We start from the raw sequence: 12,770 nt of genomic DNA, 5'->3' as shown, positions 1-12,770 counted from the left end.
CTGGTGCTGGTCATTCACGCCTCCTATGAGCCGCACGGCTCCTGGTTCGGCGGGCGAAGTAGCGCCCGTCGATCACATCCAGGGCGATCGACTGGCCGAACGCCTTGGACAGGTTCTCAGCAGTCAACACCTCGGTCAGCAGACCCGACGCAACCGCATGGCCTTCCGACAGGATCAGCGCGTGGCTGAATCCCACCGGAATCTCCTCGACATGATGGGTGACCAGCACCATGGCCGGCGCATCGGGGTCGGCAGCCAGATCCGTCAATCGCGCCACCAGCTCTTCACGCCCGCCGAGGTCGAGTCCGGCCGCGGGCTCGTCGAGCAGAAGGAGCTCGGGGTCGGTCATCAGCGAGCGGGCGATCAGGACCCGTTTGCGTTCGCCTTCCGACAGCGTCCCGTAGGTGCGTTCGGCGAGGTGTTCGGCACCCACGCTCTCCAGCATGTCGACGGCCTGGGCGTAGTCGACATCCTCGTAGTCCTCGCGCCAGCGGCCCAGCACGGCATAGCCGGCCGATACCACCAGATCGCGCACCACCTCGTCGTCGGGAATCCGCTGCGACAGCGCTGAGCTACTGAGTCCGACGCGAGCCCGCAACTCAGACATGTCGGTGCGGCCCAGCCGTTCACCGAGCACGTAGGCGGTGCCCGACGAGGGATGTTCGGTGGCCGCCGCGATCCGCAGCAGCGAGGTCTTGCCTGCGCCGTTCGGACCGATGACCACCCAGCGTTCGTCGAGCTCGACGGCCCAGGTGATCGGCCCGACCAGAGTGTTGCCGCCGCGGCGCAGGGTCACGCGCGCGAAGTCGATCAACAGGTCGGGGTCGGTTCCGTCTCCGTCATCGCTGATTGTCGAGTCGGTGCGTTCCCCTGAGGCCACTCGCCCATCGTAGTGATCGGGTCCCGGTCCGCTCGGGCACGCCCGCCGCTGAAATCGTGGAACAACAAGGATCGTGGGGTCAGTCGCAGGAACAGCTGCACCAACGGCCCGATCCCGACGGCGTAGACGACGGTGCCGATGCCGACGGTGCCGCCCAGTAGCCAGCCCACGGCCAGCACCGTCGCCTCAATCCCGGTGCGCACCAGGCGCACCGACAGCCCGGTCCGGGCCACGAGTCCGGTCATGAGGCCGTCGCGAGGACCCGGGCCCAGGCCGGCGCCGATGTAGAGCACGGTGCTGATGGCGTTGAGCACCACGGCACCGATCAACATCGCGATGCGCACCGGCAATGCTGACGGCGCCGGAAGGACGGCCAGCGTCGCATCGACGGTGACAGCAATGACGATGACGTTGGCGACGGTCCCAATTCCGGGCCGGTTGCGCAGCGGGATCCAGGCCAGGAGGACGACGACGCCGATGGCGGCCGAGGCCATCCCGAGGGACAGCGATGTGTGCCGGGTGAGGCCCTGATGGAAGACGTCCCATGGATCGAGTCCGAGCCCGGCGCGCACCATCATCGCCATCGACACGCCGTAACCGCACAGGCCGACCAGGAGCAGCGCTCCGCGTTGGAATGCGGCCCTCATGCGTGGTCAGGGAATCGCACGCGGATCGCGTCGAGCTCGCTGCGCACCCGGCGGGCGTCCACATCGTGGTCGCCGTAGCTGTTGGTGTCGTACACGCGGCGGAGATTCTCCGCCAATCGAGAAATCCAGTTCCGGGCCATGCATCCATGATTGCGGCCATCTGGATTGCGCATCAATATCCAGTTGGCCCATACTGGCCTCATTATGTCTGCGGATATGGCCACCAGAGCTCTCGATGTGGACCTGTTGGCGCGCGAATTGGGCAACTGGCGTACCTCGAGTCAAAGTGGCCCCGCCTACCTGGGCCTGGCCGATGCCATCCGGCTGCTCATCGTGGACGGCCGTGTTCCGGTCGGGTCACGAATTCCCAGCGAACGGGCCCTGGCGGAGTCCCTGCGGGTGTCGCGCACCACGGTCACCGCGGCCTTCGCCCAGCTGCGCGACGACGGGTACCTGCACGCGCGCCGCGGGGCCCGCAGCATCACCGCCCTGCCGGCCGCCGGCCACATTCAGCCCGAGACCACCACGCCGAGGGTCAGCCTGGCCGCCGCCGCTCTGTCCGCACCCGGCACCGCCGTACTGGAAGCGTTCGCCGAAGGGGCCCGCGATATCGCGCCGTACCTGCGCGAGCCCGGTCACGAACTGATGGGAGTCGGCCCGCTGCGTGCGGCCATCGCCGAAAGATATTGCTCCAGAGGTCTACCCACCGATCCGAGCCAGATCATGGTGACCACCGGCGCCCAGCACGCCATCGGACTGATCCTGGCCAGCCACACCCAGCCGGGCGACCGGGTCCTCGTCGAGCAGCCCACCTATCACGGTGCTCTGTCGGCGATCTCGACCGCGGGAGCGCGGGCGGTCCCGGTCGCACTCACCGACGACGGCTGGGAGCTCGACGCCGTGCAGGCCGCGCTGCGGCAGCTCGCCCCGAGTCTGGCCTACCTGGTTCCCGACAGCCACAACCCGACCGGGTTCACCATGCCCATCGCAGAGCGAAAGCGGTTGGGGCAGATCATTTCCGATACGCGCACCCGCACCATCGTCGACGAATCGATCGCCGACATGTGGATCGACGAGGCGCCGCCCGAACCGCTGGCGGCCTCGGTGCCCCGCAACGATCTGGTGCTGACCATCGGCTCGATGTCGAAATCGTTCTGGGGTGGTCTGCGCGTCGGCTGGATTCGCGCCGAGCGCGGCACGCTGGCCACCATCGCCGCGATCCGATCCTCGGTGGACCTCGGCACCCCGATCCTCGAACAACTCGCGGCGGCGCGGTTGCTCGCGATGCGCGCGGAGGTGCTGCCGGAACGGCGCGAGATCATCCGCGCCCGTAGGGAGTTCCTCGTGGCGCTGCTGGCCCGGGAACTTCCGGATTGGCAGCCCGGGCACGGCCGCGGCGGAATGTCGCTGTGGGTGAAGCTACCCACGCCGATGAGCACCGCATTGTCGGCCGCCGCGATGCGCCTGGGTCTGGATGTGCCCGCCGGGCCGCGGTTCGGGGTGGACGGCACGCTGGAGCGGTTCATCCGGCTGCCTTATGCGCTGCCGGAGCCGGAATTGGAAGAGGCGGTGCAACTGTTGTCGCGGGCCTGGCACAGCATCACCGGCACGCTCAGCGCGCAACCGCAGACGTTGGTGGTCTGAGCCCGCGCAGATGCTACGGCTGCTGCGACATTGCGTAGCAGGTGCTGTAATGCTCGATGGTGCACGGAATCCCATTCACCGTCGGCAATTGGCCCGGCTTGTTCGTGATGTTGGTTCCCCCGGCGCTGGGCGCCATCACCGGCGGTGCCACGGCGCCCATCCCGCCGCCGGACGAACCGGCCACGCATACGCCGTCGAACTTCGTCTGCACCGTTCCCGACGGGCATCGCTTGGCCTCGGCCGGGGCCGCGACCGCCAACTGTCCCAGAACTGCCGCAACGGCGAACACGCCAACCACGACCGTGTGCTTCAGGTTCGCCATGCCCCTACCCTACTTCAGGGGTGACCCGGCGCGGCGTCAGTCCTCCGGGATCTCGACGCGACGCAACACGCCGTCCAGGGCGTCTGCGGCCTCGATCTCGCCGCGGGTGACGCCGAGGATGAACAGCACGGTGTCCAAGTACGGATGGCTCAACGAGGCGTCCGCGACCTCACGCAACGCGGGCTTGGCGTTGAAGGCGACGCCGAGTCCGGCGGCCGCCAGCATGTCGATGTCGTTGGCCCCGTCGCCGACGGCCACGGTCTGTTCCATGGGCACGCCGACCTGCTGGGCGAAATCTCTCAGCGCCTTGGCTTTTCCTGGGCGGTCGATGATCTGGCCGATGACGCGCCCGGTCAGCTTGCCGTCGATGACCTCCAGTTCGTTGGCGGCCACGTAGTCCAGCATGAGTTCGTGGGCGAGCGGCTCGATGACCTGACGGAAGCCGCCTGACACCACGCCGCAGTGAAAGCCGAGCCGCCGCAGGGTCCGGATGGTGGTCCGGGCGCCGGGCGTCAGCTCGACTTGTTCGGCGACATCGTCGAGCACCGAAGCGGGCAGGCCCGCCAGGGTCGCCACCCGGCGGTGCAGGGATTCGGCGAAATCCAGCTCGCCGCGCATCGCGGCTTCGGTGACGGCGGCCACCTGGGCTTCCATGCCGGCCCGGGCGGCCAGCATCTCGATGACCTCACCCTGGATCAGAGTGGAATCGACGTCGAAGACGATGAGGCGTTTGGCCCGACGGGCCAGGCTGTAATCCTCGAGCGCGATGTCGACGCCTTCATCCGCCGCCACCTGGGCCAACGCCGACTGCAGTTGACCGTAGGCGGCGCCTGGCGGCACCGACACCCGCAGTTCCAGGCCGGTCACCGGGTAGTCGGACACCCCGCGGATCGTGTCGATGTTGACGCCCAAGCCCGCCACCGCGCGGGCCACCACGCTGAACGCCTCGGCGGTGATCGGACGGCCCAGCACCACGATCGTGTGCGTCGAGGGCTCGCGCATGACGGGCATGTCGTGGCTGCGCTCGATCGTCACGTCCAGGCCGAGTCGGTGAATCGCTGTCTCGACGTCACTGCGCAGGGCGTCGGCAGCCGTTTCGATGGGTGCCGCGACCAGCACACCCAGGGTGAGCCGGCCGCGGACCACGACCTGTTCGACGTTGCGCAGTTCCACTTGATGGCGGGCGAGCACCTCGAACAGTGCCGAGGTGACACCGGGCTGATCGACCCCGGTGACGGTGATCAGAACCGACGAGCGCTCTCGTGGAGCACCAGTCATCGAAACACCTTCGACGTGCTCACCCCCGGTTGCTGCCACCCGTCAGCTGGAGCTGTCCGCAGACTCGAGCTCTGGGTGATGCGTGCGGCCCACGTGGGCCTCGGCGCGCATCCGCTCGACCATGTGCGGGTAGTGCAGCTCGAACGCCGGACGCTCCGAACGGATCCGGGGCAGCTCGGTGAAGTTGTGCCGCGGCGGCGGGCAAGAGGTCGCCCACTCCAGCGAGTTGCCGTAACCCCAGGGGTCGTCGACCATCACCGGCTCGCCGTAGCGCCAGCTCTTGAACACGTTCCACACGAACGGCAACGTCGAGATGCCCAGGATGAAGGCACCGATCGTGGAGATCACGTTGAGCGTGGTGAAGCCGTCCGACGGCAGGTAGTCGGCGTAGCGACGCGGCATGCCCTCGTCACCGACCCAGTGCTGCACCAGGAAGGTGGTGTGGAAGCCGATGAAGGTCAGCCAGAAATGCAGCTTGCCCAGGCGTTCGTCGAGCAGACGTCCGGTCATCTTCGGGAACCAGAAGTAGATGCCCGCGTAGGTGGCGAACACGATGGTGCCGAAGAGCACGTAGTGGAAGTGCGCGATGACGAAGTAGCTGTCGGTGACGTGGAAGTCGATCGGCGGGCTGGCCAGCAGCACGCCGGACAGGCCACCGAGCAGGAAGGTGATCAGGAAGCCGACCGAGAACAGCATCGGCGTCTCGAATGTCAGCTGGCCCTTCCACATCGTGCCGATCCAGTTGAAGAACTTGATGCCGGTCGGGACAGCGATCAGGAACGTCATGAAGGAGAAGAACGGCAGCAGGACGGCGCCGGTGGCGTACATGTGGTGCGCCCACACGGCGACCGACAGGGCCGCGATGCTGATGGTGGCGTAGATCAGCGTGGTGTAACCGAAGATCGGTTTGCGGCTGAACACCGGGAAGATCTCGGACACGATGCCGAAGAACGGCAGCGCGATGATGTACACCTCGGGGTGACCGAAGAACCAGAACAGGTGCTGCCACAACAGGACGCCGCCGTTGGCGGGGTCGTAGATGTGGGCGCCCAGGTGGCGGTCGGCGGCGAGGCCGAACAGCGCGGCGGTCAGGATCGGGAAGGCCAACAGCACCAGGATCGACGTCACCAGGATGTTCCAGGTGAAGATCGGCATCCGGAACATGGTCATGCCCGGCGCACGCATGCACACGATGGTGGTGATCATGTTGACGCCACCGAGGATGGTGCCCAGACCACCGACGGCCAGACCCAGGATCCACAGGTCACCACCGGCGCCCGGGGAGTGGATGGCGTCGGTCAGCGGTGAGTAGGCCGTCCATCCGAAGTCCGCGGCACCGCCGGGGGTGATGAAGCCGCCCATCGCGATCAGCGCACCGAACAGGAACAGCCAGAACGACAGGGCGTTCAGCCGCGGGAATGCCACGTCGGGCGCGCCGATCTGCAGCGGCAGCACCAGGTTGGCGAACCCGAACACGATCGGGGTGGCATAGAACAGCAGCATCACCGTGCCGTGCATGGTGAACAGCTGGTTGAACTGCTCATTGCTCAGGAACTGCAACCCGGGCATCGCCAATTCGGTACGCATGAGCAGCGCCATCAGACCGCCGATGAAGAAGAAGGCGAAGCAGGCGACGCAGTACATGATGCCGATCAGCTTGTGATCGGTCGTCGTGATGAGCTTGTAGATCAGATTGCCCTTGGGGCCCATCCGTTCCGGAAAAGGACGACGTGCCTCGACTTCTCCGATTGGGGGCGCTTCGGCTACCAAGAGATCCTCCAAAAATTCGTTCGGGAAATCCCGCATATCGACCTGAATCCTAACGCTCCCGACGGCTTGTGCGCCCCTGGGTCCTACAAACCGTCGTACTGAGTCGCGCCCCGGAGTCGCAACTTTCGATGGCGAGGTCCTGACCAGCGGCAAAGCCATGAATGTTACGGTCGCCCGGTGCTGATCAACCGACCCCGCGCCGCAGTCGCGGTGATCGCCGCGGCCGCGACACTCGCCAGTGGATGCAGTTCGGCGGAGCAGACGCCGCAGTCACAGACTTCGATCTCGACCAGCGTCACCAAGATCGCCGATTCCGGCGTGTTGGGTAATGATCGCAAGCCCGACGAGTCCTGCGCGGCCGAGCCCGCGGCCGCCGATCAATCGGCGCGGGAGGTCCGCAACGCGCGCCCCGACGGCGCCGATATTCCCGAGTCCACCGAGGTGCGCGGCGACCCACAGCGCATCGTTGCACTGTCCGGCGACCAGCTGGACGCGTTGTGCGCGCTGGGCCTGCAGTCCCGGATCGTCGCGGCCGCGCTTCCCGAAGGCTCGTCCGAGGTGTCCTCCTATCTGGGCGCCGTCGTGCACGGGGTGGCTCCGGCCGGCAGTCGGAGCGCGCCGGACCTGGATGCCGTCAAGGCTGCCGACCCGGAGTTGATCCTGGGTTCGGCGGCGCTGACTCCTGCGTCCTTCGGCGCACTGTCGGCGATCGCCCCGACGGTGTTCACCGGTGCGCCCGGCGCCGCCTGGCGTGACACGTTGCGTGCGGTGGGTGAGGCGACGGGCCGCAAGGACGCCGCAGCGGACCTGATCACGAAGTTCGACGACGCCGCCCGCGACACCGGCGCGAAGAACGACGCCCCGCACTTCCAGGCCTCAGTGGTTCAGCTGACCGAGAACACCGTCCGGGTGTACGGGGCCGACACTTTCCCGGGCAGTGTGCTCGCTGCGGTGGGATTGGATCGCCCTGCCGCGCAACGGTTTACCGACAAGCCCTACGAAGAGCTCGGCACCGCCGACGCCGACTACCGCAGCGCGGACGCAGACATCGTCTACGTCTCGTTCACGTCCGCAGCAGCCCGGGACAACGCGCCCAAGATCCTCCAGAGCCCGGCCTGGCGGGCGCTGTCGGCGGCCAAGGACAACCGGGTGTTCGTGGTGAACAACGAGGTCTGGCAGGCGGGCCAGAACATCGTGGCCGCCCGCGGCATCCTCGATGATCTGCGCTGGGTCAACGCGCCCATCAACTAATCTCACGAACGTGTTCCACGTCCTCACCACGACTTACCTCAAGCCCCTCGACATCGTCGATCAGACCCGCCCGGCCCATGTCGCCTGGCTCAAGGAGGAAGTGGCCGCGGGCCGCATCCTGCTGGCCGGGCGTCTGGAATCGGCGACCGGTGCGGTGCTCATCACCGGAGACCTCCGCGAGGACGAAGTCGAGGACGTGATCGCCCGCGATCCCTACACCCTGGCGGGCCTGGTTCGCTGCGAGCGCGTGTCGTTCAACGCGTCCTTCCGCGCACCCGGGCTCTGACCGCATCCCGGCCTCGATCCGGGAGATATGTCACAGGCGGTAGCGGGATTACCGGTGCCGCCTGCGTCGTTGCACGCTGCGGACTGCCGTCACAGGCGGTGATCAGTTAACCGGACTAATCTTTTCCGGGACACGTAAGACGACGAGCAAAGAGGGCTTTGATGAGCACTGTTTACGCCTATGCCGCCAACTCGGCGACCGAACCGCTGGCCAAGACCACCATCACCCGCCGCGAGGTCGGGCCGCACGACGTGGCCTTCGACATCCATTTCGCCGGCATCTGCCATTCCGACATCCACACCGTGAAGGCCGAGTGGGGCACCCCGAACTACCCCGTGGTCGCCGGCCATGAGATCGCCGGTGTCGTCACCGAGGTGGGCGCGGAGGTGACCAAGTACAAGGTCGGCGACCATGTCGGCGTCGGTTGTTTCGTCGACTCGTGTCGGGAATGCGACAACTGCAAGGCCGGTCTTGAGCAGTACTGCACCGGCAGCGGCATGATCGGCACCTACAACTCGACCGAGCGCGACGGCACGCCGACCTACGGCGGCTACAGCGGCGCGATCGTCGTCGACGAGAACTACGTGCTGCGCATCCCCGACAGCATCCCGCTGGACAAGGCCGCTCCCCTGCTGTGCGCCGGCGTCACGCTGTTCTCGCCGCTGCGGCACTGGGACGCCGGGCCGGGCAAGAACATCGCCGTGATCGGCCTGGGCGGTCTGGGCCACATGGGCGTCAAGCTCGCGCACGCGATGGGTGCGCACGTCACCGTGCTGTCGCAGTCGCTGAAGAAGATGGAAGACGGCCTGCGCCTGGGCGCCGACGAGTACTACGCCACCAGCGACCCGGACACCTTCGGCAAGCTGGCCGGCAAGTTCGACCTGATCCTCAACACCGTGTCGGCCAACCTCGACCTCGGCGCCTACCTGAGCCTGCTCAAAGTCGACGGCACCCTGGTGGAGCTGGGCATGCCCGAGCATGCGATGGAGGTTCCGCCGTTCCCGCTGGCAGGTATGCGGCGCAGCCTGTCCGGTTCGATGATCGGCGGCATCCCGGAGACCCAGGAGATGCTCGACTTCTGCGCCGAGCACAACGTGACCCCGGAGATCGAGGTCATCCAGCCGGACTACATCAACGAGGCCTACGAGCGCGTGCTCGCCAGTGACGTGCGGTACCGCTTCGTGATCGATACCGCCTCGCTGCGCGGCTAATCGGAACCCACGTCAACGCCTTATTGGCCATCTGAGCCACGGCCGGCGTCGGACTGGAGTTCGACGCCGGCCAATGGCCAGCCCGCAGCGGCCAGCTTTGCCGCCACCCGCGCGATGTTCTCCGGGCCGGCGTCGTGGTCGGTGACTTCGGCGATGAACTCCGCGATGTCGTCGCGCTCGATGGGATCATCAACGTCGGCGGGCGCTGAGGCCTCGGCGATGATGCGCACCACCTCGGCCACCTGCTCCTCGGTGAGTGGGGTGGCCCGCAACAGTGCGAGCAGCGGCACCCGATCGGTGCCCGGAACCCCTTCCGGATAGCCGGCCCGCAGCCAGTTCAGGACCGAGATCAGCAACGACTTGGTTGACACCCAGTAAGTTTCGCGGCTGCCCGGCCGACCCACCACTGGACGCGCCGACAGTTGGTTGGGCATTCATTGGTGATTCACCACCAAAAACAATCCCGCTGAGCGCAACCGGTGACCGCCTCCCGGCGTCCGGGCACTCTCGGCGCAGTGACTCGCGTGATCCGCTTCAACGCCTTCGACATGAACTGCGTCGCCCATCAGTCCCCCGGACTCTGGCGCCATCCCGAGGACCAGTCCTGGCGCTACAAGGACATCACCTACTGGACCGAACTGGCGAAGTTGTTGGAACGCGGGCGTTTTGACGGCCTGTTCATCGCCGATGTGCTGGGGACCTACGACGTGTACGGCGCCAGTGATGAAGCGGCGATCCGTCAGGCCGCGCAGATCCCGGTGGGCGACCCGATGCTGCTGGTGTCGGCGATGGCGCTCGTGACCGAGAACCTGGGCTTCGGCATCACCACCGGGACCGGATTCGAACATCCCTATCCCTTCGCCCGGCGGATGTCGACACTGGACCATCTGACCAACGGTCGGGTCGGCTGGAACGTCGTCACCGGATATCTTCCTGCTGCGGCGCGCAACATGGGCCAGACCGACCAGCCGGCGCACGACGCGCGCTACGACCACGCCGACGAGTACCTCGAGGTGCTCTACAAGTTGTGGGAGGGCTCCTGGGAGGACGACGCGGTGGTGCGCGATGCCGAACGCGGTGTCTTCACCGATCCTGCCAAGGTGCACCACATCGGCCATGCCGGAAAACATTTCAGTGTTCCGGGGGTGCATCTGGCCGAGCCGTCACTGCAGCGCACGCCGGTCATCTACCAGGCCGGCTCCTCGCCACGCGGAGTTCGTTTCGCCGCCGAGAACGCCGAGGCCATCTTCACCGCCGCACCCACCAAAGCCCTTCTACGCGAGACGGTTTCCACGATCCGCGCCGAGCTCGAGTTGGCCGGCCGGGATCCCTACTCGGCCAAGATCTTCAATCTCACCACCGTCATCACCGGGGAGACCGACGAAGAAGCCCACGCCAGACATGTCGAATACCTGGCGTACGGCGATCCCGAGGGCGCCCTGGTGTTCATGTCCGGGTGGATGGGCGTGGACCTGGCCCGGTACGGCCTCGACGAGCCGATCGGCAACGTCGATTCCAATGCAATCCTGTCCGCGGTCAAGGCCTTTCAGTCCGCCTCGGACCAGGGTGGTGAGTGGAACGTGCGCGATATCGCGGAGTGGGGTGAGATCGGCGGCATGGGGCCGCGCATCGTCGGGTCCGGTGTGCACGTCGCCGACACCCTGCAGGAGTGGGTCGAGGAGACCGACGTCGACGGCTTCAACCTGGCGTATGCGATCACGCCGGGCTCGTTCGCCGAGTTCATCGACCACGTCGTTCCGGTGCTCACCGAGCGCGGCGCCTACCAGTCGGCGTACGCACCGGGCAGTTTGCGCAACAAGCTGCTGGGGCACGGCGATCGCCTGGCCGCTGAGCACCGCGGAGCCAGTTACCGTGTGGGCGGGCCGAATTCGACGATCATCGAGCGCCCGTCCACACTGCCGTCCTCGTCGGCGTCGACCGCTGCCCAGCCCGCGCGGGGCCGGTAGGTTCGCCGGTCAGCGCGGCGCGGCCTGGACCGACGAGGGCTGCTTCTCCAACGTCGACGCCGGTAGTTGGGCCTTTTCCACGCCGGGGGTGTTGAGCTGCCCGGCCAGCCACGGCAGAGCGGCACCGAGGGCGTTGGTGGCGAACGCCCAGTCATGGCGGCCAGGCGCGGTCTGCACCGAGCACGTGATCGCTTCGGCGCGCGCCGCCTCGCACAGCGTGGTCGCGGCGACGTCCTGGGCCTCTGGGTTGGCCGTGGGGTCATGCGTCACCCCGCCGTGGTGCGGCACCTCGAACCACGCCGTCACATCGGAGTACGGTCCGTGCCGACGCATGATTGTGACCGGATCGTAGGCCGCCCAGGCGTCGGCATCCCCGCCGAACAGACGGTTGATCGTCTGCGTCTTGTCCCCCGCGTTCGGACGCAGGTCGCCGGCGATGTCGATGAACGACCGGAACATGCCGGGATGCATCAGCGTGAGGTCCACCGCACAGGTGCCGCCCATCGACCAGCCCGCAATCCCCCAACCGTCACGATCAGCGCGCACCCCGAAGTTCGAGATCAGGTACGGGACGACATCCTTGGTCAGGTGGTCGGCGGCGTTGCCCCGGGTTCCGTTGACGCACTCGGTGTCGTTGGCGAATGAACCGGTGGCATCGACGAACACGAACACGGGAGCGTTGCCGCCGTGCGCAGCCGCGAACCCGTCGAGGATGCCCAGCACGTTGCCTGCGCGCAGCCAGTCGGCCGGGGTGTTCAGTTGCGAACCGATCATCATGATTGTCGGGAGTTTCGGTGGCGGGGTGCTGGCGAACCACACCGGCGGAAGGTAGACGAGTTCACCGCGGTGGCCGAACCCGGAAGCCTGCGAGTCGATGGTCACCGGGACCAGCACCCCACTCGTGGGCCGGAAGTGCGCCAGTTGCATCTTCGTCACGGTCAACCGGTCCGTCTGCCCCGGTAGCGGACTCGAGGTGAGCTGCTTCCACATGCCGTCCACCGTCGGGAAGTACCCGACCCAGATGTTGAGCGTCAGTGCGCAGGCCAGCCCGCACACCCCGATCGCGGCTACCGAGGCGGCGCGTCGCCACCATCGCGCACTCACCCAACCGACGATGGCGACGCCGAACGCCAAGGCGGTCAACGCGATCCAGAGCCACAACTCGGGCGGGCCGGCGTTTCCGGCCACCCCGATCGAGTCGATGTACCAGTACGCCACACCTGCCAACGCGGCCGCCCCGACCACCAGTGCCGGCAACAACCGGGCGCGCCAGCGTGACGAACGCCAGCCCACGGCGGCGCCCAGCAGCAGCGCAGCGATCAGCTGGACGACTACCGGGAACCAGCCGTGGATCAGCGAGATCTGCGCAATGAGCTGGTGCATCGGTTCTTTTGATATCAGCGCCGGCTGTCAGCTCGCTGGAAAGACGCTGAGCGGGAGACCGAATACGCGGCGGTGACCGGGCGGCACTGTACGCTTGGGCACCGCCGCGTGCCAGGTAGTGACGCTCTACA

Annotated in this window: 13 protein-coding genes; 5 read left to right on the top strand and 8 right to left on the bottom strand. The window is 67.0% G+C overall.

What is annotated here, in order from left to right; translation table 11 throughout:
- Positions 1–10: 10 nt before the first annotated feature.
- The 3 genes from HBE63_RS06410 to HBE63_RS06400 are packed head-to-tail and all read right to left on the bottom strand — an operon-like array spanning position 11 to position 1,667.
- A complete protein-coding gene (locus HBE63_RS06410; protein WP_166904008.1) occupies positions 11–880 on the bottom strand; it encodes an ABC transporter ATP-binding protein in 870 nt (289 codons plus the stop codon).
- Positions 811–1,527 (bottom strand): YitT family protein, encoded by a 717-nt coding sequence (locus HBE63_RS06405; RefSeq protein WP_166904007.1) that lies wholly within the window; start codon positions 1,525–1,527, stop codon positions 811–813. Before HBE63_RS06405 ends, HBE63_RS06410 begins: the two co-directional genes overlap by 70 nt.
- On the bottom strand, positions 1,524–1,667 hold the full coding sequence (locus HBE63_RS06400; protein WP_166904006.1) for a hypothetical protein: 144 nt from the start codon (positions 1,665–1,667) through the stop codon (positions 1,524–1,526). Before HBE63_RS06400 ends, HBE63_RS06405 begins: the two co-directional genes overlap by 4 nt.
- Before the next feature lie 64 nt (positions 1,668–1,731).
- On the opposite strand from HBE63_RS06400, the gene HBE63_RS06395 reads away from it, so the two are divergent.
- Positions 1,732–3,171, top strand: a complete 1,440-nt coding sequence (locus HBE63_RS06395; RefSeq protein WP_166904005.1) for a PLP-dependent aminotransferase family protein — start codon at positions 1,732–1,734, stop codon at positions 3,169–3,171.
- A 13-nt stretch (positions 3,172–3,184) separates the two neighbouring features.
- Here the strand turns inward: HBE63_RS06395 and HBE63_RS06390 are convergent, their stop codons facing one another.
- The 3 genes from HBE63_RS06390 to ctaD are packed head-to-tail and all read right to left on the bottom strand — an operon-like array spanning position 3,185 to position 6,541.
- Entirely contained in the window at positions 3,185–3,493 is a 309-nt protein-coding gene (locus HBE63_RS06390) for a hypothetical protein (RefSeq protein WP_166904004.1), read from the bottom strand.
- Positions 3,494–3,529: 36 nt separating this feature from the next.
- A complete protein-coding gene (serB, locus tag HBE63_RS06385; protein WP_166904003.1) occupies positions 3,530–4,771 on the bottom strand; it encodes a phosphoserine phosphatase SerB in 1,242 nt (413 codons plus the stop codon).
- 42 nt (positions 4,772–4,813) lie between these two features.
- Positions 4,814–6,541, bottom strand: coding sequence for a cytochrome c oxidase subunit I (ctaD, locus tag HBE63_RS06380; RefSeq protein WP_166909450.1), 1,728 nt, complete (start codon positions 6,539–6,541; stop codon positions 4,814–4,816).
- Positions 6,542–6,718: 177 nt separating this feature from the next.
- Between ctaD and HBE63_RS06375 the strand changes: the two genes are divergently transcribed.
- The 3 genes from HBE63_RS06375 to HBE63_RS06365 all read left to right on the top strand — a co-directional run bounded on the left by HBE63_RS06375 (position 6,719) and on the right by HBE63_RS06365 (position 9,289).
- A complete protein-coding gene (locus HBE63_RS06375) occupies positions 6,719–7,792 on the top strand; it encodes an iron-siderophore ABC transporter substrate-binding protein (RefSeq protein ID WP_166904002.1) in 1,074 nt (357 codons plus the stop codon).
- Between the two features lie 10 nt (positions 7,793–7,802).
- A complete protein-coding gene (locus HBE63_RS06370; protein ID WP_166904001.1) occupies positions 7,803–8,078 on the top strand; it encodes a YciI family protein in 276 nt (91 codons plus the stop codon).
- Between the two features lie 161 nt (positions 8,079–8,239).
- Positions 8,240–9,289 (top strand): NAD(P)-dependent alcohol dehydrogenase, encoded by a 1,050-nt coding sequence (locus tag HBE63_RS06365; protein WP_166904000.1) that lies wholly within the window; start codon positions 8,240–8,242, stop codon positions 9,287–9,289.
- A 20-nt stretch (positions 9,290–9,309) separates the two neighbouring features.
- On the opposite strand, the gene HBE63_RS06360 is transcribed toward HBE63_RS06365, so the two are convergent.
- The gene (locus tag HBE63_RS06360; protein WP_166903999.1) at positions 9,310–9,660 is read right to left on the bottom strand and encodes a DUF3349 domain-containing protein; all 351 of its coding nucleotides are present in this window, start codon (positions 9,658–9,660) and stop codon (positions 9,310–9,312) included.
- A gap of 144 nt (positions 9,661–9,804) precedes the next feature.
- On the opposite strand from HBE63_RS06360, the gene HBE63_RS06355 reads away from it, so the two are divergent.
- Entirely contained in the window at positions 9,805–11,256 is a 1,452-nt protein-coding gene (locus tag HBE63_RS06355; RefSeq protein ID WP_166903998.1) for an LLM class flavin-dependent oxidoreductase, read from the top strand.
- 9 nt (positions 11,257–11,265) lie between these two features.
- Here the strand turns inward: HBE63_RS06355 and HBE63_RS06350 are convergent, their stop codons facing one another.
- Positions 11,266–12,639 (bottom strand): alpha/beta hydrolase family protein, encoded by a 1,374-nt coding sequence (locus HBE63_RS06350; protein WP_166903997.1) that lies wholly within the window; start codon positions 12,637–12,639, stop codon positions 11,266–11,268.
- Between the last annotated feature and the right edge of the window lie 131 nt (positions 12,640–12,770).

The sequence above is a fragment of the Mycobacterium sp. DL440 genome (genome assembly GCF_011745145.1).
Classification (GTDB): Bacteria; Actinomycetota; Actinomycetes; order Mycobacteriales; family Mycobacteriaceae; genus Mycobacterium.
This window is presented reverse-complemented; position numbering and strand designations above follow the sequence as displayed.